The 21,156-nt window shown below is 42.0% G+C and carries 21 protein-coding genes; 3 read left to right on the top strand and 18 right to left on the bottom strand.

Annotation, left to right across the window (positions count from 1 at the left end; translation table 11 throughout):
• Nucleotides 1–15: 15 nt before the first annotated feature.
• Nucleotides 16–2,076: a tetratricopeptide repeat protein gene (locus JXR81_09145; protein ID MBN2755008.1), complete on the bottom strand. Its 2,061-nt coding sequence runs from the start codon at nucleotides 2,074–2,076 to the stop codon at nucleotides 16–18.
• A 134-nt stretch (nucleotides 2,077–2,210) separates the two neighbouring features.
• Nucleotides 2,211–2,945 carry a hypothetical protein gene (locus tag JXR81_09140; protein MBN2755007.1) on the bottom strand — a complete coding sequence of 245 codons (735 nt, stop codon included), beginning with the start codon at nucleotides 2,943–2,945 and terminating at the stop codon, nucleotides 2,211–2,213.
• 79 nt (nucleotides 2,946–3,024) lie between these two features.
• On the opposite strand from JXR81_09140, the gene JXR81_09135 reads away from it, so the two are divergent.
• The 3 genes from JXR81_09135 to JXR81_09125 all read left to right on the top strand — a co-directional run bounded on the left by JXR81_09135 (nucleotide 3,025) and on the right by JXR81_09125 (nucleotide 4,515).
• The gene (locus JXR81_09135; GenBank protein MBN2755006.1) at nucleotides 3,025–3,579 is read left to right on the top strand and encodes a ribonuclease D; all 555 of its coding nucleotides are present in this window, start codon (nucleotides 3,025–3,027) and stop codon (nucleotides 3,577–3,579) included.
• Between the two features lie 219 nt (nucleotides 3,580–3,798).
• On the top strand, nucleotides 3,799–4,038 hold the full coding sequence (locus tag JXR81_09130) for a hypothetical protein (GenBank protein MBN2755005.1): 240 nt from the start codon (nucleotides 3,799–3,801) through the stop codon (nucleotides 4,036–4,038).
• 24 nt (nucleotides 4,039–4,062) lie between these two features.
• Complete coding sequence (locus tag JXR81_09125) at nucleotides 4,063–4,515, top strand: macro domain-containing protein (protein ID MBN2755004.1); 453 nt, start codon at nucleotides 4,063–4,065, stop codon at nucleotides 4,513–4,515.
• 37 nt (nucleotides 4,516–4,552) lie between these two features.
• On the opposite strand, the gene JXR81_09120 is transcribed toward JXR81_09125, so the two are convergent.
• The 16 genes from JXR81_09120 to amrB form a co-directional block, all read right to left on the bottom strand.
• Entirely contained in the window at nucleotides 4,553–4,993 is a 441-nt protein-coding gene (locus JXR81_09120; protein MBN2755003.1) for a DNA-binding protein, read from the bottom strand.
• Nucleotides 4,994–5,019: 26 nt separating this feature from the next.
• A complete protein-coding gene (locus JXR81_09115) occupies nucleotides 5,020–5,547 on the bottom strand; it encodes a hypothetical protein (protein MBN2755002.1) in 528 nt (175 codons plus the stop codon).
• Nucleotides 5,547–6,248 (bottom strand): hypothetical protein, encoded by a 702-nt coding sequence (locus JXR81_09110; protein ID MBN2755001.1) that lies wholly within the window; start codon nucleotides 6,246–6,248, stop codon nucleotides 5,547–5,549. The genes JXR81_09115 and JXR81_09110 overlap by 1 nt, the downstream gene beginning before the upstream one ends.
• 31 nt (nucleotides 6,249–6,279) lie before the next feature.
• Nucleotides 6,280–6,807, bottom strand: coding sequence for an ankyrin repeat domain-containing protein (locus JXR81_09105; protein ID MBN2755000.1), 528 nt, complete (start codon nucleotides 6,805–6,807; stop codon nucleotides 6,280–6,282).
• Nucleotides 6,808–7,122: a hypothetical protein gene (locus tag JXR81_09100; protein ID MBN2754999.1), complete on the bottom strand. Its 315-nt coding sequence runs from the start codon at nucleotides 7,120–7,122 to the stop codon at nucleotides 6,808–6,810.
• Nucleotides 7,123–7,203: 81 nt separating this feature from the next.
• Complete coding sequence (locus JXR81_09095) at nucleotides 7,204–8,298, bottom strand: ankyrin repeat domain-containing protein (protein MBN2754998.1); 1,095 nt, start codon at nucleotides 8,296–8,298, stop codon at nucleotides 7,204–7,206.
• Between the two features lie 20 nt (nucleotides 8,299–8,318).
• Entirely contained in the window at nucleotides 8,319–9,401 is a 1,083-nt protein-coding gene (locus JXR81_09090; GenBank protein ID MBN2754997.1) for an ankyrin repeat domain-containing protein, read from the bottom strand.
• 45 nt (nucleotides 9,402–9,446) lie between these two features.
• Nucleotides 9,447–10,364 (bottom strand): sensor domain-containing diguanylate cyclase, encoded by a 918-nt coding sequence (locus JXR81_09085; GenBank protein MBN2754996.1) that lies wholly within the window; start codon nucleotides 10,362–10,364, stop codon nucleotides 9,447–9,449.
• Nucleotides 10,365–10,539: 175 nt separating this feature from the next.
• A complete protein-coding gene (locus tag JXR81_09080; GenBank protein MBN2754995.1) occupies nucleotides 10,540–13,626 on the bottom strand; it encodes an efflux RND transporter permease subunit in 3,087 nt (1,028 codons plus the stop codon).
• The gene (locus JXR81_09075) at nucleotides 13,623–14,846 is read right to left on the bottom strand and encodes a TolC family protein (protein ID MBN2754994.1); all 1,224 of its coding nucleotides are present in this window, start codon (nucleotides 14,844–14,846) and stop codon (nucleotides 13,623–13,625) included. Before JXR81_09075 ends, JXR81_09080 begins: the two co-directional genes overlap by 4 nt.
• 69 nt (nucleotides 14,847–14,915) lie before the next feature.
• On the bottom strand, nucleotides 14,916–15,275 hold the full coding sequence (locus tag JXR81_09070) for a peptide chain release factor-like protein (protein MBN2754993.1): 360 nt from the start codon (nucleotides 15,273–15,275) through the stop codon (nucleotides 14,916–14,918).
• 9 nt (nucleotides 15,276–15,284) lie between these two features.
• Nucleotides 15,285–17,111, bottom strand: a complete 1,827-nt coding sequence (locus tag JXR81_09065) for a hypothetical protein (GenBank protein MBN2754992.1) — start codon at nucleotides 17,109–17,111, stop codon at nucleotides 15,285–15,287.
• Nucleotides 17,112–17,166: 55 nt separating this feature from the next.
• The gene (locus JXR81_09060; GenBank protein ID MBN2754991.1) at nucleotides 17,167–17,484 is read right to left on the bottom strand and encodes a cupin domain-containing protein; all 318 of its coding nucleotides are present in this window, start codon (nucleotides 17,482–17,484) and stop codon (nucleotides 17,167–17,169) included.
• Complete coding sequence (locus JXR81_09055; protein MBN2754990.1) at nucleotides 17,468–18,814, bottom strand: glycosyltransferase family 39 protein; 1,347 nt, start codon at nucleotides 18,812–18,814, stop codon at nucleotides 17,468–17,470. The genes JXR81_09060 and JXR81_09055 overlap by 17 nt, the downstream gene beginning before the upstream one ends.
• Nucleotides 18,811–19,929, bottom strand: coding sequence for an iron-containing alcohol dehydrogenase (locus JXR81_09050; protein ID MBN2754989.1), 1,119 nt, complete (start codon nucleotides 19,927–19,929; stop codon nucleotides 18,811–18,813). The genes JXR81_09055 and JXR81_09050 overlap by 4 nt, the downstream gene beginning before the upstream one ends.
• On the bottom strand, nucleotides 19,926–20,726 hold the full coding sequence (gene amrB / locus JXR81_09045) for an AmmeMemoRadiSam system protein B (GenBank protein MBN2754988.1): 801 nt from the start codon (nucleotides 20,724–20,726) through the stop codon (nucleotides 19,926–19,928). The genes JXR81_09050 and amrB overlap by 4 nt, the downstream gene beginning before the upstream one ends.
• Between the last annotated feature and the right edge of the window lie 430 nt (nucleotides 20,727–21,156).

The following is a 21,156-nucleotide window of genomic DNA, read 5'->3' as shown; positions in this document are numbered from 1 at the left end:
CTCCGGCTATATGATTTAAATGTAAATATTAAGGTCAATAAACCCGTATAGGAAATCTTCATAGTCCACGTGAACGCCGGACATTGCAGGCGACGGATAAAGCCTTTTATAAGCCGCGCCCGCGTTTAATTCAAAAAGCGGCATATCAAAACCGCCGCCCGCGTAATATCCGATGCAGTTTAAAAACGGGTTTCCCTGCTGTCCGGAAGAAATATTACCGTATTGGCTTCCGTCATTTCTTATAAATTCATATGATATACCGCCGCGAAGCGCCGCCTTTGGAATAGGTTTTACTTCAATACCGCCGCGCACTTCAAAATCCGTGGTTTCGGATTTTAATGATATACCGCCTTTGTAATTTTCAGCCGTGCCGTAACCGTATTCAAATTCAACCGGCACGGTAAGCTGATCAACGGGCGTGAAGTTAAGCCCGGTTATCATTGTGTGTTTTTTCGCGATCAGCCTTCCTTCTTCATATATGGCAGATGTCTTATAGGTGTATATTTCGTCGTAATCATAGCCGTATCTTACACCGGTGGTTAAGAACGTAAAATTATTCCTAATACCCGTTTCAAATTTTACCTTTCTTCCGTTGCCAAGCCTTACTTTTTCCGTCGCGCTTCTGGTGACGTTCTGGGCGCCGCCAAAAATTAAAACATTAATTTCATCCGTGGTGCTTTCTTTATATTCAAGGTTCATCGGGGCTTCCATAAAAGCAAAAAATTCATGCTGCCCGTTGGCTGTCATGTAATGAAGGTTGCCTTTTAAATTGTATCCGGTGGTTTCAATAATAGTGGATTTATCATTTCTTATGCTGTCATATACCCCCAGCGGTGTGATAAGGTCCTGAAGCCATGTGGGGAGCGTTGAAAAATCAACGGGATTTGACATGGTATGTTTTTTATTATAACTGTATAAAAGTGATTCCGGCAGGTTTCTTAAATTTCCGTTCATTATGTCTTCAAGCGTCAATGAAGGGCTGTAACTGCCGAAAGACGCGGTAATATCAAGTTCATCCGTGGGGATTGCAAGGTAAGGTAGATAAAGTCCGGCGCTGGCGTTCCAGGTAAGCTCCGTGGAAACCACATTTGTCGCAACACCGTCATCGCTCTGCTGATAAGGCACATATTTGTACCCCGCCCTTCCGGCAATACCAAAAAGAGGTATTGGTTTAAAACCAAACAGATACATTCCGCCGTACATATTTCCGGTATTTGTGTACCTTGAAGTAACAGGATAATCGGGAGGATAATCGGTTGATGAGTTCTTTGTGAATGAATTCATATAATACGGTTTTATGCTGTTCATGAAAAATTTATTGGGCCAGCCCACTTCACCGAAAGATTCGTTTACGTCAGCGGCAAAAACTTCTGTTTTGTATTCCGCGCCATCAGGCGCTTTAATTGTATGGTTATACTTTCCAATAAACGGCTGCAGCTGAAAAAAATGTGAATCCTTTCGGAATAAAAGGCCTGCTTCAATGCCGCGCGACGCGCCGTCCATTGCCGTGCTTAAATCCGGATAAACATGCTTGATTCCTCCAAGCGATGTCATCTTGGCTTTTCCGCCTTTGCTCCACCACTCTTTTGTTTCTTCAGCGCGTTTTATTTCTCCCGCTGCCTCTGCCGCGGGCTTTACCGATGTTGTTTCCGTGACAGGCAGCGAAGTTTCCGCTTCACCAGCAGTTTTTGCGCCCTTGCCAAATAATCTGTGATACTTTTCCCTTATTTTGTCAATGTTACGCCCGCGCTGCTTTGCAATTTCAAAATACCTTTCCAGGTTGGGTTCTTTAAACGTAGGGTCAATTAATTTTGCCTTATCATACATCTCTTTTGCCAGTTTTTCTTTGCCCATAAGCATATAACAGTTGCCTTTTCCGGCAAGCGCTTCCACACTGTTTTTTTCCATTACCAGAACCGTGTCATAAAGTATAATCGCATCTTCATACTTGCCTATTTCAAACATGTTTCCGGCCTGGTAAAGGTACTGTGACTGGGCTTTTTCCAGCCCCGGCACGGCAAACAGCACAACCGGAAGAAACACAATTAAAACAAGCAAAAATAGTTTTTTTGTCATTTTTTTTCTCCTTATTTATATGCCGGAAGACCCCTTATATTATGGAACACCCGTCTTCCGGATTTATTCTTATATATAATATTATATATAAAATAACACAGGGATATTTTAATGTCAATGTGAACAAACAGGCGCTAATTAATCAGGATAATTATCCCTGCGTTTATGTATATTCCCGAATAATCCAGTTCCTGCGTGTCTTTTGTCCCGTTATTATCTTCAAGAATATTGCCGCTTTTCATAATTCCCGAAACACTGCCTGACATCATCCTGTATCCGGCTTTTACGCCAAATCCAAGATTTTTTTCCACATAGTACTCGCACCCGGCTTCCGCGTGGGCGCCGAACATGATGCCCGAATAATTAACATCGGCATAATCCAGCTGTGAACCGTCGGAATTAAACCACTTTGTCTTCGCGTAATTATCAACAGAAACCGACATCCCGGCGTCCGCAGCCGCGTAAAATATAAATTCATGTTCATAAAGCCGGTCTTTAAAGTATTTTCTTAACCCAAGACCGGCATACACGCAGTCATACTTAACCATGTTTTTTAAAAGCGCCGCGCCCCCCGGATAATTGACTTCGTTATAATCCTCTTTCATAAAGACAAACTGCGACCTTAAGTAAGGCGCCCACCCGCCGTCAAAAAAAACACCGGCGTCAATACCAAGGTTTAAATCCGAATTAATGCCTTTTAATTTTGTTTCGTACCCCATAGCTTCATAATAAATCTGAGCCGTATCCATGCCGTCATTGTAAAGCGACATGCGCGCCGCGGACCAGCCACCGTACAGGCCAATAAAAACATCAGCCCCTGCCGGAACAGCAGCCGCAATCATTAAAATAATCAGCAGACTTTTTTTCATCAGCACTCCGCCTTATAATCTTTATTTTTACATTGTCTTTATTATACATTCCGCATTAATTATTTGCTATACTCTTTTCATGGATATAAAAATTATAGATACACAGAACGGTTTAAAAGAAGTTGTGCGGCAGCTTAAAAACGAAACCATAATAGGCCTTGATACCGAAACGCGCCTTTTTGGAAATCCCCCCGCTTTATGCCTTATTCAGATTGCCGTGCAGGATGCCTGCTTTCTTATTGACCCGCTTGCCATTGAGGATATATCGCCTTTGAAGGAGATCTTTGAAGACCATAAAATAGTTAAAGCCATTCACTTTGCAAATTTTGAACGCTGTGTATTAAGGCCCTTTGGAATTGAACTGCATAACGTTTACGACACCTGCACGCATTCAAGAAAACTGCGCGGCAGGCAGGTGTCAGGCGGCCATAATTTAAAGGACGTAAGTTTTCGGGAACTTGGCATAGTAATGGATAAGTCGTACCAGCGCGCGGACTGGACAGTAAGGCCGCTTACACAAGGGATGATACAATACGCCGCCCTTGACGCAATTGTGCTGGTGAAATTGTATAAGATTTTTAAATCAATCTCAAAACCAAATTCTGAAAAAGATTTCATGGAACCACCATTTTAAGAAATATATTAATTTTTACATAAACAAATCAACAACCGCACCCTAAAAGGGTGCGCCTACCAGATCCAGATTAAATCTTTGTTCTTCCAGGCTGCCAGGCATCCAAACCTCTAAGCATCCAAGCCTCTAAGATATTCCCCTTGATAATAAAATTACTATATTATAATATATAAGTGTTAAGGCTTTTGCGTACAATAACACCTTTGAAGGGAGGAAAATATGCCTGAAATTACCTGGGATGTCAAAAAAACACTTGGAATTATAGGAGAAGGCAGCGGCGGCTGGAAAAAAGAAGTTAATATTGTTTCCTGGAATGAACGCGCTCCAAAAATAGACATAAGGCCGTGGGACGGCGAACACAAGAAAATGGGAAAAGGCATCACATTAAGCAAGGATGAGGTTTTAAAACTTAAAGAAATACTTAACAGCCTTGATATGGATACAATTGAAATAGGCTGACACGGTTTAAAGGGGAAATAAATAATGCCGGTTATAATTAAAACCGAAGGCACTATATGTGATGACAGTTCGGATGCCATAGTATCCGATGTATGCTGTTCGGGCGCGCCCAACGGCCCGCTGCACAAACTGTTTGCAAAACGTTTTCCGATAAACGAAGAAAAGTATAAAAAAGCCTGCGCGGACGGAAAAATTAAACCAGGAAAAATATTTTCAACCACCGAAGGCGATATGTTCGGAGCGTGGCACATTTTAAACTTTCCCACCCGCGTAAAGCCCGGCGAACCGTCATCCGAAGAACTTATTCTTGCAGGGCTTGATGACCTTATAAAACAGATTAAACTTTATAAAATAAAGACAATAGCCCTGCCCGCCCTTGGCTGCGGCGCCGGTAAAATGAAATTTGAACAGGTACAGCCTTTAATAGAATCAAAACTTGGTGAAATTGAGGGCCTTACGGTTTTTCTTTACAAATAGTTTTTCCAAGCATCCAATCTTCCAAGCCTCTAAGCATCTACTTTATCTGCATCATGTTCAATCCGGTAGCCGGATCAATATCCTTAAACACATTTACGCCCGTTATCTCTGTCACCATTGCCTCTATCACATTAAAAATTCTTGCGTCAGAACGCACACATCCCATTTTTGACTTTTCGCCTTTTCCAAAGTTACCGTGAATATGCACCTGCGGCTCCTTTTTTTTGTTTAAAAAGACCGAACCTGTCCCAAACACTTCCCAGCCGTCTTTGACGGATATCATATTTGCCAACGGCGGTATCACGGCCTTTTTGGGGCCTGCCGCCATCTTTGCTTTTACCACCGCTCCAAGAAATATAAAAAACGCGCATTTTATCTTTTCATTTTTTACGAAACCCTTTATTTCTTCAATGAAATCATCGTCGTTTTCAAATTTAACAAGATAAGTCCTTCCCTGTTTTGCCCGCGAATATTTCATAAACCCTCCGTATAATAAATTAAATATTACCTTAAAATCTGATTCAGAAATTTTTCCGCCATGCGCAGATGGCGCTGATTTTTTTCGTCAAACTTTTTTATATCCATCAGCGCCTTTAAAACAGGGTGCTTTATCCTCACGCGCTTATTTCCCATAACTCCAAGCAGAATCTGCGAAGACATAATATCGGCGGGGCTGCCGGCCCTGTCTATAGCGGGCATATTTGCGTTGTTCACCCCTGAAATATTATTATAAAAATCAACTGCCGCTTCTATATCCGCAGCGCTTTTTGTTTCTGCCGCTTTTAATAACATTTCAGAGAGGGAATCTATTTTTTCTTTTTCCGCGCAATCACGTAGAAGATAAAGTTTAATCTGTTCAAAAGCATCAGAAAGGCTGTCAAATGATAAAAGACTTATAACAGGCCTTATTGCGGATATTGGTTCTGCCTGCGGATAATAATGCATAAGCATATAAAATCTGCCTTCAGAAAGGGTTATTTCGCCGGATACAGAAGGGTCAAAAGAATTTTTACCGGAAACTTCATCTTTCATTATTCCCAGACTCCCGTGCCTTCTTCGCTTTGCTGCCTTTCGGGTTCTTCAGAATCATATTCATAAGTATCAGCGCTTTCTGTATTAAGGCTTACGGGGTCTGTTTCAAAAAACAGCCCTGCCGAGATAAAAAAAGCATCTGTTTTTCCGCCGTCGTACCTGCCGTTAAAAGAAGCGGAAATTAAAAGTTCAGCGGCGCCTGTTCCGCCCATTCTGTATATTTGACTGCCCGCAAAAACTGAAATAATGTATTTTTCCATTCCTGATATTTTTCTTAACCCTTCTATATTTTCATTTTCATAGATGGTTGAAAAAGAAAACCCTGCTGATTGTTTTAAATCAAATAATTCAGACGGATAAAACCCAAACGCCGCACCGGCCCGCGCGGCAAAATACCCTGCTTTACCCGGATTAAATAAAGGCGCGTCATAAACCGCGCCGTACATACCGCCGGCTTTATCCCCTTCTTTAACCGCTTCGCCCGACGCCATGCCAAAGGACATAAAAGGCGACATAAAAAAACCGTCATTGATGAATTTTACTTTTAATTCAGCCGCATGCGCAATATTATACGCGGAATTATAAAGGGGAAACGACGCCAGATAGCCGCCGCCAAATGAAATCTTCTCGTCAGAATATGAAACAGCGGATGCGTTTGAACAGAAGATAAGAATAATGAGAACCGCTGCTTTAATTTTCATAATGGAATTTAACCCGCATTGAAAGCAAATTTTATTTTTTCTTCCTGATATTTTTTTTAATTTTCTTTTTAACTTCCGCCTGCTTTACCTTGCTTACGGCTTTTAAGATTACAAATCTCATCCCGGGATACGAAGAAATACGCTCCAGCGACAGTTCTTTTATCCTGCCGTCAGTCAGGCCGCTTTCTATCGCGGCGGCAAGCGCTTCCCTTTCCACCGTTTCTTTGCCTGTTACTTTTAACCCTTTCTTAAGAAGGTCTTCCGCTATTACAATATCGCCGTTGGAAACAGCAAATACCAGCGAGCCAAAAAGTTTATCCTTAAACGCGGACTGACAGACCAGAAACCCTGACATCATATCGTTTGTGTCATCCGCGCCTTCAAGCATAAGTGTTTCCATCATTAAATTATCCGCGTAAGCGGCCGCCCAGTCAAGGGCGGAATAACCGTCATTATCCTTGCAGTTTACATCAGCGCCGGATTCAATTAAATTGCCGGCCCTTTCTGAATCTCCCTGTTTTACCGCTATCATAAGCTGTTCGTTAAGCGCTTTTCCCATTTATGCTCCTGTCGATATGCTTTTATTTTCCCTTACACGGCCTGTTTTAAGCTCCCTGGTTAAAAACATGCTTTCATCTTCGCCTTCAGCTTTTATTCTGGGATTAATACGCCCGTTAAGCTTTATTATGACACCGTCCCTTGAATTTTCCACGGCCGCTTTAAGGTCATTTAATAATTTTTCCGCTTTCTTTTCTGAAAGGTAAATGTTGGGTGTATCCGGAAGCACCAGAAATTCCGTGGGCTGAAGGACAAACAAGTCCAGTTCCACTTCAACTTCTGAACGGTCAACTTTTCTTTCCTGATTTTTTTCCATTGCGCATCCTTATTCTTTTCTTATATTTTACATCTGCCGGCCGTGTATTTCAATACCAATAAAATAACGTTTTTTTAAACTTCATTGCGCGTCCTGAATTCCGCCCGTACCCTTCTTTAAATCTTTTTTTTCACCCAGCGCTTTTCTTATTTCATCATCCCTGGCGTGGTCAAACGCGGTCATTCCGCCTTCATCCGTATTTTTTACATCGGCTCCGGCTTCAAGCAGTTCTTTTACAGTTTCAACATACCCTTCTTTTGCGGCTTCCACAGGCAGATTATGTTCGGTATGGTTATGCCCGTTTTTTTCCCATTTATCCGTATATGCTTTCATAACGTCAATATTTGCCTCTCCCACCGCTTCCATAAGCGCTGTGTATCCGTACCTGTCTTTCATTTCCACGTCCGCGCCAAGGCTTATAAGCTCCCTTACCGCTTCCGGATGACCCTTTAAAGACGCAATCATAAGCGGTGTTTTTCCCCAGAAACCCTGCACGTTTACATCCGCGCCGGCTGAAGCAAGTTTCCTTATGATAAGGCTGTTTCCGGAAAGCGCCGCGTATATCATCGCGCAGTCATCATATTTATTTTTTATGCCCGGATTCGCCCCCGCGTGAAGCAGTTCCGAAACAATATCAGCATACCCTTTACTGCACGCGTATATAAGAGCTGTTTCAGAAACTTTATTTACCGCGTTTACTTTTGCCCCCCTTGCAATAAGTTTTCTTACAACCCTTGTATTGCCCCTTTCAGCGGCAATAATAAGCGGGGTATTGCCGAATTTATTTACAGGGTCAATATTTTCCATCGCGTCTATAATCTCCCCTGCCGCTTCATAATTCCAGTTTAAGATGGAAAATACCAGCGGCGTGTTTCCTGAAGTGTCTGTTTCTTTAAGCGATTCTTTTTTATTTCTTGCGATAAAATTTATCTTTGCCGTATCTTCGGTTATCGCCGCCAGTATTATCTCTGAAAAACCGTTAATTTTCGCGTCAGCGCCTTTTGCCGCCAGAATAGCGGCAATTCTGCTGCGCCCCGTATAAGCGGCTATTTTTAATAGATTATTTCCGCTTTCATCTTCGGTATCAGGATTTACCCCGCAGCCAAGAAGTTTTTCCACCTGTGATATATTGCCGTTTCTTACAGCTGTTAAAATCTGAATGTTTTTCTCATCCATTTTTTTGCCCCCTTTTACTCTTAATTGCCTGTTTCTCCCAGTTCCACTTCTTCCAGCATATATTTTATTTTTTCGCTGCCCGCGCAGCACAGCGCTGTTTTTCCGCTGTAATCCGTTACGTTTAAAGAAGCCCCGGCTGCCAGCAGCAGCGAAACAACTTTTACGTAGCCGGCTTCCGCTGCAACCATTAAAGCTGTTTTTCCCCTGTCAAGTTTTACATCCGGGTCAGCACCGGCTTTTAAAAGTTTGGATACTGTTAAATGGTCTCCCTGGGCTGCGGCCAGCCCAAGCGGAGTGGCGCCAAGCTGGTCTTTTACATTTATTTCCGCTCCGGCTGCTATTAACGCTTCTGTTATCCCGGAAAAACCTTTCATTACTGAAATATGAATCGCCGCTTTTCTCCAGAAACCCCTGCTGTTTATATCAGCACCGGCTTTAATAAGTTTTTTTACGGATTTAAGCCTTCCATTGGTAACAGAAGAAATAAGAGGAGTATTGCCGTATTTATTTACAGTGTTTATTTTTGCCCCCGCGTTAATTAACAGTTCTGTTATCCTTGAATGGCCGTTCATAGAAGCAAGCGAAAGTGCTGTTTCTGCGTTTTTATCAGACGCGTTCACATCCGGCATGGGTTTTGTTTTTAAAAGCAGCCTTACAGTTTCAAACGCGCCCCTTTCAGCTGCTATCATTAAAGGAGTATTACCGCTTCTGTTTTTAACATCAGGATTTGCGTTTTTTTTCAATAAAAGCGAGGCGGCATAAAAGTCATTATATATGGCGGCAAAAGCAAGTTCAGAATTACCCAAAAAATCCTGTTTAAAAATTTCTTTTCTGTTATTGCTTATTATGTTGCGTATTTTACGTTTGTTTCCAAGCGCTATTGCGGTTGCCAGTTTTCCAAAACGTTTCTTTTCTGTATATGTGGCGTGTTTTAACATAAGGGCGGCTAACGGCCTGCTTCCGGAATATACCGCAAAATAAACAGCAGAACGGCCTTTTCTGTCCCTGAAATTTACACTTGCTCCCTGTTTAATAAGCATTTTAGCTGTTTCAATGTCTTTTTTCATTATAGCTTCAAAAAGGCTGTTTTCAAGATACCTCATGCAAAATCCTCCGGTACTGCTTTCAAAAGACTTCCCGGCAGAGTGTTATCCAATTGTGACGCAGTTTTTTTCCAAATGTTTGCTGTAATACATAAGCCCGTCCGCCCTGTTTACCAGATCGCCTATAGACTCGTTTCTTTTAGCAAGGGTTGCGCCTATGGATACGGTAAGTTTTATTTTTTTATCCATGTACGCAACTTCCGCTTCCTGCACAAGCGATCTTAGTTTTTCCGCAATTAAAAAAAGCGCTTTTTTATCCACATCTGAAATTACAGCTATAAACTCTTCCCCGCCCCACCTGCCTATAAAATCGTGCTCCCTTATATTGTTAATCAGAGTCCTTGCCACCATTCGTAAAGCGCGGTCGCCTGCTTCGTGCCCGTGCACATCATTTATTTTTTTAAAATCATCAACATCAACAAATAAAAGCCCAAAATCTTTTTCCCATGCGTATTTGGCGAGTTTCTGAAGTTTTACGTTTACTTTAATCTCTGTATACCTTCTATTACCCACACCTGTAAGCGAATCTATAAAAACAAGCTGTTTTAATTTTTCAAATTTTTGGAAAGCTTCCACCTTGGCAAGATTATCAGTGAAAATTTCTATAGCCCCTGTTATCACCCCGTTTTCATCAGCAATCGGGCTTATGTTTGAATCAACAGGTATCCTGAAACCTTCCGCGTGTTTTACATACATCTCTTCCTGCACAAGCCGGTTATCCACAATCGCCTTTAATATTGGGCAGTCCTGATCATTACAAAGATTTCTGCCTTTCATATCAAGGTGCGCGACCGTATTATCCCAGCAGTGTTTACCAATAACATCTTTGGCCAAATATCCTGTTATCTTTTCAGCCGCCGTATTCCAATATGTAATTACCCTGTCTTTATTGACAAAGTACACACCTGTGTAAAGGCTGTCAAAAACAGCCTTATAATTGTTAGTATTATTGATTTCAACCATGGCTTAAGCCCCCTTAAGCATTATCAAGTATATAGACAGAAGTGTTAAATGTCAAGAAAATGGGATTTTTTGTTGTTTTGATTTGTTATATTTAACTGCCTTTGCTAAAAAACTTTACAATAAAATATTTTTTCTTTGTACCGCAGCTTTTTTGACGCCTTTCAAACCGGCCATATCACTTAAATTCTTCCATTACATTTTTTACCTCATTAAAATGTTCTTTATTTTCAAATCCTGAAAGCAGGCTGTAAAACATTGGTACCACAAAAAGGGTAAACAGGGTTGATACGATAACACCGCCTATAATTACAACTGACATGGGTATTCTTGATTCCGCGCCCGGCCCCAGAGCCAAAGCCGGCGGTATTGCCGCGGCTATTGTGGCCACAGAGGTCATGATAATAGGGCGGAGCCTTAAAGGGCAGGCATATAATATTGCTTCTTTAGTGTCCATACCCTGTTCGCGCGCGTGTATGGTAAAGTCTACAAGAAGGATTGAATTTTTCTTAACAATACCCATAAGCAGAATTATACCGATGGCGCTGTAAATATTAATTGTATTACCGCTTATAAACAAAGCTATTAAAGCGCCGGTTAGACTGAAGGGAAGCGCCATAAGAACAGTAACAGGATGCACCAGGCTGTTAAACTGCGAAGCCAGTACCATATAAGAAATTAAAATTCCCAGCATCAGCGCAATAGCAAGGCTTATAAACGTATCACTGAAACCTTTTGTGCTGCCGGAAGTTTTTATAGTATAGCCTTCGGGTATTATTTCTTTTGCCTTTTTTTGGGTAAATTCTATTGCTTCTCCCTGCGAACTTCCGGTTGCCACATTGGCATATACGCGCACGGCACGTTCGCGGTCCTGCCTTGTAATTGATACAAGCGTTTTCTCTTCCACAAAATCAGCCACTTCGGAAAGTTTTATCATTTCGCCCCTGCTGTTACGGAGCATAAGATTTTTTATCTTTTCCGCGTTTTTTCTCTCTTCAGGTTTATATTGTACAATTATATCGTACCTTTTTCCTCCCCTGGTAAACTGTCCCGCGCTTACGCCGCCATAAACTGATCCCACGGCAATACCTATGGAACTTATGCTGACTCCGCGGTCAAAAGCTTTTTTTCTGTCCGGTATTATGCGAAGTTCCGACATGCCTGTCCTGTAATCCGTATCAGCGTCTGTCATAAGCCCGCTTTTATCCATTTCTTCGGCAAGGGCAGCGGCGTAGACTGACAAGTTATCCCATTCCGGCCCTGTTACAATAAATTCTACCGGATATCCCCTTCTTCCCGCGCCCACGCTTACAACCGAAGGGTCCTGTATATTGGCGCTTCTTATCCCTTTTACCTGTTTAAATTCTTTTCTTAATACATCAGATAACTGCTGCTGGCTTAAACGCCTGCCTGTGGCAGGATCAACAGGCCTTTCTTTTTTATCAAAAAGAGAGACAAACATAAATGCCGAACCCGCGCTTATATTGGCGAAATACGCGGATACTTCCGGCCTTGATGTGACTATTTTTTCAATTTCAAGCATTGCCTTATCCGTGGCTTTTAAAGCGGACCCCGGGGCAAGCTGAACCCTTATTATCATTATGGCCACATCCTGAGTCGGAGCAAATTCTTTTTTAACTGCCAGCCCTAAAAAAAGTGAAACTCCAAAAATAAAAAATGCCGCAATAACAACTTTTTTTCTGTGATTTAAGGCGGATTCAAGGGTTCTTCTATACCAGCCCTTAAACACATTAAAAGGCTTGTCTATAATACTTCCCTTATTTTTTTCCATCAGCTGAGAACTTAACATGGGCGTTAAAGTAAGCGCTCCTAAAAGTGATATTGCCACAGCAGCTGAAATAGTGACGCCAAACTGAAATAAGTATCTGCCTATCACCCCTTCCATAAAAATAACAGGAACAAATATGGCAAGTATGGCAACAGTGGCCGCCACAGCCGCGAATGTTATTTCGCGGGCGCCGCGTATGGAAGACCTTATCTTTGATTCGCCGTTTTCAAAATGACGCGTTATATTTTCAGCCATCATTATGGCGTCATCAACAACTATTCCTATTACAAGAGAAACAGCAAGAAAAGTAAATGTATTAAGAGTGAAACCCATTACCCTCATCAGAAAAAAAGCGCCCAATATGGACATTGGAATTGTAAGAAACACGCTGAACGCCGAACGCAGCGAACCCAAAAAAAGCCAGCATACAAGAGAGGTAAGAATTACGGAGAGTAATATTACAAATATCATTTCATCAGCCGCTTCCCTGATAAATTTGGTGCCGTCAGACCGTATTTCAAGCTCCAGGCCTTCCGGCAAGCTTTTCTGTATTTCAGAAACTTTCTTTTTTACCCTTTCCGCGACCTGCACGGAATTTTCACCGCGCTGTTTTCTTACCCCCAAGCCCACTGATTCTTTTCCGTCTGTCCTTGCAAGCCGTGTTAAATCTTCCAGGCCGTCTTCCACGCGCGCAACGTCTTTTATTCTTAAAGTTTTCCAGATAGGAGAACCTTTTCTTGCCGGTATTATTATTGACGCAAGTTCGTCAACAGTTCCGGCTTCACCCATAACCCTTATGTTTGTTTCCCTTGCTCCGTTATCAAGGTTTCCCGCGGGAAATTCCCTGTGCCCCTGTTCAACAGCGCTGATAATATCTTCAGCTGTTATTTCATTAGAAGCCATTTTTTTTGTATCAAGCCAGACCCTTACCTTTGGGTCAAGATATCCGCCAAGCGAGACTTCCGATACCCCTTTAATGGTGGAAAACGCGTCTTTAACATGGTCCCTTGTATATTCCATAATGAATTTTTTATCACGGCTGCCGGAAACAGACAGCCACATTATGGGCATATCTTCAGGATTACTTTTGGTTATTACGGGAATATCCGCGTCATCAGGAAGTTTTCTGACCGCCCTGTTTACCGTACTCTGCAGGTCCTGCAGCGCCGCGTCAATATTACGGTCAAGGCTGAATGAAACAGTTACATTTGACCTTCCGCGGGACGAAGAGGACGTAATTTCTTCAACACCTTCCACTCCAAGCGCCGCTTCTTCTATAATATCAGTTATTTCTTTTTCCATTACTTCCGGCGCCGCGCCTTCCCATCCCGTTGATACATTAAGCGTGGGAGCATCTACGTCCGGCATCTGACTTACGCCAAGCCCGCTGTACGCAATAAACCCAAAAAGCGCCACAGCCGCCATTATCATCCAGGCAAGAACGGGATTCTTTATGGAAAGGTCAGAAAGCGTCATTTTGTCCCCTTGGTTTCCGGAGTATATAGCTTAAGAAGCATCGCGTATTTAAGCAGCATGGCGCTTTCCCTGTCATACGCGCGCTTTGAATCTGTCACATCCATCATTGACTGAAGAACTTCAAGATTTGAAACATTGCCCAGATAATAGTCGCTTTCCTGCGCCTTGGCGCTTTTTTCCGCGGCTTCATAAGCAAGCTTTAATATTTCTTTCCTTTTTAAGGACGCTTTATAATCATTGTACAGTCCGCTTATTTTTAATTTCATGAATCTTTTTGAATCCTCATAATCCTGCTCTGCCGCTTTAGCGGCAGCTGCGGCGGCCGCAGTCTGCGCGATTCTGGCGCCGCCTTCAAACAGGCTCCATTCCGCAAAAAGCGAAACCGAAGGGCCTGTATATCTGTAATTGTCTTCACCCAGTTTATGCGAAGCCGATACGCTTACCACAGGCAGAAAACTTCCCGCCTGCGCCCATGCAACACGCTGCGCGTAATTAACTTTTTCTTTTTGTGACAGTATTAACGGGTTATTTTCGACGGCCGAATCAATGTCAAAATCTAAAATTTCAGCGTTAACACATTCAGGAAGGACAAATTCTTCCTGCGCCTCCCCTGCCATAAGGCTTATTTCGTCCGTTACTTTCTGCAGATTATTTTCATACTGTATAAGCTGGGCTTTTAAAGAATAGTACCTGACTTCCGCGGATGCTGTTTCACTTTTTCTTGATTTCCCGATTGTTTCCCTTCTTTTTAATTCTTTTAAACGCTTTTCCATAAGGGTGTATGATTCCGCGTAATCAGCGGTTTCCATGGATAAAGACGCGCCTTCAAAATACACGGATATCGCCTCTTCTGCCGCAAGTATCACGGAATACTCCGCGTTTTTCTCAAAAGAAGCTTCAAGGCTTGTCCCGGCAAGGTAATAATTAATTCTTGATAACCCCGAAAATAATACCATTCTGCCGTTAAGGTAAGTGTCCCATCCGTTCTCTTCAATCCCGTTTTCTGCCGCAAGAAAATAACGGTTATGTCTTAATGATATATTTGGAAGCATTTCACCTAAAGATGCCAATGATAACATTTTCTGCCTGTTTAAATTTTCATCGGCTTTTTTTACGGCAGGGCTGTTTTTAATTATTTTATCTATCACCGGAAGGCAGTCCGCGCCTGCTGAAACATAGGAAAATACCGTCAACAATATAAAAAAACACACTTTTTTCATCAAATACCCTTTCCTTTTTTATTTAATTATAAAGTTTGACGCACATGAAATTATAAAGGTTGCTTGTAATTAAGTCAATGGCGGCGTTTTAAGATTATTGGATGCTGATTTTCTTCTCTTTCTATCTTTGGTTTTTCTGATTTTGTCCGCCCTGTCCGTCCTTGTGCTGCGGCCGGTCTGCAGTTCTTCTATTTTATCAACTAACAGCCTTTTGGCAAGAAAACGGTTAATCTCCCTGTGCCTGGTCTCTTTACATTTAACTTCCAGGCCGGTGGGTAAATGTTTAAGATAAACCGCGTTACAGCTTTTATTCGCTTTCTGGCCGCCTTTATTTCCGGATGTCATGAATTTTTCAAATATATCGCTCTCTTTTATTCCAAGCGCGGTTATTTTATCGGAAAGAATTTTTAATTTGGTATCAGTAATCATAAAGGCAGCCTACTCCGCCCTTTTCATCATTTTTCTGGCGTCGCGCGCCTTTATATATATTTCTTTGTCATTCCACGCGGAAAAACCCCATGTTTCAAGGGCATTTTCATAATCACCGTCATTATAAAATAAAAGGCCCAGTTCTTTTTTTATCTTTTCCTTAAAAGGGTACCTTTCAAGGGCATCCTGCAGAAAATCAATTGCCTTGTCGCTTCCCTGTTCGGCGTATATCCTTGAAAGCGTTATTACCGCGTCTTCAGACGGCCTGGCTTCAATCATTGCCTCAAGTTCCGCTATTGCAGGCGCGGCTTTCTTTTTGTCATAAATATCTTTCGGGCTGTGCGGAAAAACATATCTTAAATACTTCCGCGTCTTAAAGGGATTAACAAGAAGCATCACTTCATCATCAAAATAAGCCGCTTTGTACCCCCTTAAATAAAGCGCTGACGAAAGTTCTTTGGAATCCTTTCTTATTAAAAACGAATTAAGGCTGTACCCTTCTATATAGGAATCAATTGTATCATTACCTGATAATATTTCTTTTGCTTCTTCGGATATCTTTTCATCATAACTGATAAACGGCCTGACAGCCGGGTACAGGTTATAGGCAAGAAAATTTCCCCAGGCAGGGTCATTAAAAAGATTGGCAGGCACCCCTTCTGCGGCTATATATTTTGAAGCGGCACGGGGATAATACGCTTCTTTTGCAGCGTTTGTGGAATAAGACATAAGCACAAACAAAGTAAAAAACAGCATAAGCCCGTACACAGGAAGTTTAACCCGGATAAGACTGCTTTCTGTCCACTGTTTGGGCATAACTATTTCCCATCTGAAAGCCAGATACAGGTAATACGCGCCTATGGGTATTAAAACCGCAAGCAGGTACGGAATAAATTCAGCGTTTATAACAGCCATACCAAGAAATAAAATTACAAGCACCACGTCTTTCATAAATTCGGAATTTCTTCCGGAATCTGAATTTTCCCTTGTATCAAAAATTACAAGCGCCGCTGCCATTGCGATAAACAGATAGAAAAGGATAAAATATAAAATATTGGCGCCGGAATATTCAAAACCCCTGTGAAACCCGCCTGAAAAAAGATTTTTGGCAAAGCTGACATGGCTGTTTATATCCATGGGCGACAGCAGTATTGCCGCGGAAACGGTACACAGTGAAAACAGGTATATGTAAATATTATAAAGGTATTTTTTTTCCGTGTTTTCTTTCATCTGAAGAATAAAATAACCGCCGTAAATTACCATTATTACGGGCGCCAGCAGGGCGGTGGTGGATGTATTTGCCCACAAAACAGCAGCCGCCGGAAGCGAGACATAAAACCACAATTTTCTTGGGATAGGCCTTAGTTCCATAACATAAATAAAGTATGCGGTAAAAAGTATTCCGGCCACAGCCCCGGATGAATTAAGTTTTGGCATAAGCAGAAAAGCTCCAAAAAGGCACATGGGCATAACAATGCTTATATATTTTTTCTGCTGCCTTCTGAAAACAGTGGCAAAAAGTATTAAAAATATAAGGGCATATACAAGAAAAACAGGGACAAACATGAACTTTATACCTGTCACATAGGATAAGCCATAAAATAATACATCAGATAACCAGGTCTCCGGTTTTACCATCTGCTGTCCCGTATATGAAAAATCATAGCTGTCGGGCAGCTCCATTGACCTTACAATCTGCCTGCCTTTTGAAGCTTTATCAAAGTAATCATTTGAATTATCAGGCGCTGCGGCGCAGAAAAACACAACAAGGGCGAAAAAGAATAATAAAGAGTACTTTAAAATATCTACAAGTTTTTTCTGTCGCTGTTCAGGCATATCGCCTCCATAAATTATTAATATAACGCTTTGAACCAGAGGGTTTTCAGCAGTTTTATTTTCCGATTTTCATTTTAACAAAGTTTATTTTTATCACGCCGTTTGTGTCGTTTATTAAAGCGTGCGATTCTCCCGCTTCCACAAGAAAAGCGTCGCCTTCGGACACCCTGTATTCTTTTCCACACGCTTTAAAAAGCGGAGTTCCTTTTATAAAATAGAAAAACTCTTTTTCGTCATTATGCATGTGTTCCGCTATTTCTTTACCGGGTATTAATTCAGCGCTTCCCGCGGAAAAATCAGGCTCATTAAAAAGATACCGTGAACCCCACGCGCCAAACTTCGCGGGTACTTCATTTTCATTTATTTTTTTCATTCCGTACACCCCTTCCGTAAATCATATAATATTTTGTGACCGCCATAAGGCCATCCCCTTCAAAATTGTGTTCTTCTGAATCAATACGTTCCACGCATTTTATATCAGCTTCACCGTCGTAAAAGTTTCTTCCGGCAGGCTTTATGCCCGACAAAAACATTATTTCCCTGCAACCTTCGGTTACTGCAAGCGATTTTGCGCCGCTTGTTTTTATTATTTCCGCCGCATTTAAAGAGTCATACTGTTTTTCTTCTGTTACTCCTGCCAAACCTATATATGTTTTCATTCCGGAGGTGTAAAAATGCGCAGGTATAATTATAAGCGCCAGTATAAATATATAAATACCATTTTTTACCGTATCTTTATCCAAATTCAAGCATTGAAGTAACAGCGCTGACGATAAGGCCAAAAATGGAACCGCTGTAAGAAACGGCCCCTTTTCCCCGGCTATAGATGCAATCAGGCCGCAGATTATAGCGCAGATTCCGGATATTAAAACAGGAAAACTTTCTATTTTCCCTTTTTTAAACAAGAAAATAATAATACTTATCACAAATGCGGCCGTTCCAAACAGATATACCGGAAGCACAGCTGCTATTCCAGCAGTACCGTAAAAAGAAAATTGCCCTGCAACAGCCCTTCCAAAACCCGCCAGCATCCCTTCTTTTAACATATAAATACATGCTGCAATGATTACGGTGAAAAAACCGGCTGTCAGAAACAGCAAATGTTTTAGTGCATTACTTTTTTCTCTTTTAAGAAGAAAATATAAAGGCACAAAAATAAAAAACACCGCCTGTGCCATTGTTAAAAATGCCGCGCCAATAAAAATACCTGAAAGCGCGTAGTCGGCATTTTCAAATCCTTCTTCCAGTTCCGCCACAAAAAGAAAAGCTAACAGAAGAAAAATCTGAGAAAAATATGAAGGATACGCGTTAAGCCCACCGCCGGCGTGGGTGTTCTGATATAAACCGTACATAAAAACCGCAAATAATGATAAGACGTTCCCAAAATATGTCCTTGCCGCCATAAACAGAAGCGCCGCTGTCAGTAAAAAATAAATAACGCCAAGTTTTCTTACGGCTTCCGGATTTTCACCCGCAAAAGAAAAAGCCGCCCTGTAAATATAAGCAGATAAAGGCATAAGTTTTGTATCATTTTGCGCGTACATTGTTTCCGCGCCTGTATTTTTTCCAAAATACGCAAGTTCCCCTTCCGTGGAATCAATGGGGTTATATACAAAGAAAAACCTGAACAACGCAAAAACACAGATAATGATGACAAAAAATATTACAGTCTTTAATGACAATACTTTTTCTTCTTCGCTCACAAAACCCTCTTTAAAAGTTTTTCTGTTTTTTCAGCATCCATTTTCACGGGGTTATACTGCATTGAACCCGAATATGCTGTGGTTGAAAGAATCAGTCCGGACAGTTCTTTGGCTTTGCCGCATACATCACTTATTTTTTCCGGTATGTTCATTTTTTTATTTAACCCGGAAACTGTTTCTATTATGTCATTTCCTGCTTCTTTTTCAAGGGCTTTCATCCCTTTTAAACAAGCCTTTTTATTATATTTCAAAACATAAGACAGCATTATGGCGTTTACCAGCCCGTGCGGCATTTTGCAGACAGCGCCTACGGGATGCCCAAGCCCGTGCACAGCGCCTAACCCCGCGTTTGCAAAGGCAAAACCGGCGGTTAAGCTTCCAAGAAGCATCGCGCGCCTGGCCTCTTTATTATCTCCGTTCTTATATGCTTTAACCAGGTTTGCCTGAATCATTTTTATGGCGGACACAGACAGCGACTTTGTCACTTCATTGGCGCCGGAGGAAAAATATGATTCAACAGCATGGGTCAAAGCGTCCATTCCCGTCCATGCCGTGATATCTGGCGGCATGGAATATGTAAGCTGCGGGTCAGCCAGAACCAGCCGCGGCACAAGCATATCACCCCGAAGGCTTATTTTTATTTTTTTCTCTGTCCAGGTTAGCACAGAATTTTTTGTACATTCAGAACCTGTTCCTGCGGTTGTGGGAACAGCAATAAAAAATAAAGGTGAATTTTTCAGTTTTACTTTTTCTTTTAGATAATCAACAACACTGTATTTATCCACAGCGCATCCGGCCGCGGCTTTGGCGCAGTCCAGCGCGCTTCCCCCGCCAAGCCCTATTATAAAATCCGCTTTTACGGTTTTACAAAACCGCGCCGCCTTATCAACTGTTTCAACAGAAACTTCAGGTTCCACCCCGTCAAAAATATGTATTTTTTTACCGTTTTTTTTAAGATATGCCGCCGCCCTGTCAAGAGCGCCGGATTTTTTTGAAGAATTTCCGCCTGTCACAATTACACCATTGATGCCCGGTATGTGCTCTTTTTCAAGCAGGCATAATGACCCTTCGCCAAAACGCACAACAGGCGGAAAAAGAAGATTAAAACCTGTCATATAATAATTACTCCTCCATACCCTACCACCTGTTCCGTCTCACCGGTTACATCTCCGGAAGTCATGTATCTTACAAGTTTTGCCTCTGCCGCGCCAAGCTCTTTGCATGCCAGAAGCATGACATAAACCGGCATCCAGCCGCACATGGAAATATCATATTTTTCCACAGCGTCAAGCATACCGTCAGGGTCAAGTTTTAATATCCGGTCAATAACTTTTTTATCTTTTTCTTTAACCACATCAGCGGGCTCGTAATGCGTAAGGTCGGAAGAAGCCACTATTAAAGCCTGGCTGTCATCCAGTACGCTTGCCAGCGCTTTACCCAAAAGTTTAAGTTCATCCCTTGAAGGTTCCGCCAGGCATATAGGTACAAATTTAATGTTACTGTTTATCTGCTGCAGAAAAGGAAGCATGACTTCTATGGAATGCTCCCTTGCATGCGCAGTCCTGTCCTGATGCGTGATACCGGCCTTTTTCATAATGTCAGCAGCAAGGCTTTTGTCTATCTGCATCTCACCAAGCGGAGTTTTCCACGCACCTTCGCCATAAATTGATACAGGCACGCCGACTCCTGTATGATTCGGCCCCAGTATTATCACTGTATCCGGAATTTCAACGGAATTAAATGTTTCCGCAGCCACTTTCCCGGAATACATATATCCGGCATGAGGCACCATAATACCTTTGGCAAGCACCTTTTCCGCGGGCGCGTCTTTTTTTAATTCCAATATTTGTTTAAGCAGGCCTTCTTTTGTTTTTTCATAAAACGTTCCGGCAACAACAGGTTCCCTAAGCATTTACATCCCCCAACAAATACGGTTTGCAGTTTTCAAAACCTCTCAATATAATCCTAAACTCCCGCAACCGTCCAAGTAACCCTATTTTATTATATATAATGAGTATATTCAACCTTAATAATAAAACTGAGGGACGCAGGGTCGGAAGTAAAATAAAACATCGAAAATTCGAAAATCGAAATTAGATTAATAACTACAGGGGTTGGGTGTGTTTTTTCAGTATGCGCCGCATAAGCAGATTATGTATGCGGCAGGGGCTGTTTAATGCCGCGCCGGCAGATTCGGATGTGCCGTAAGCCTGTGGCTGCCAATGACGTTAACACAGCGAAGATTTCAAACTTGTTTGCATACAAGAACACCAATTTGCGGCGCGTTCTGGAAAAATATACCCAAGCCCTGTACAACCGGAGGGACGGATGCACAGAGGGAC

The sequence above is a fragment of the Candidatus Goldiibacteriota bacterium genome (assembly GCA_016937715.1).
In the GTDB taxonomy this organism is placed as follows: Bacteria; Oederibacteriota; PGYV01; order PGYV01; family PGYV01; genus PGYV01.
This window is presented reverse-complemented; position numbering and strand designations above follow the sequence as displayed.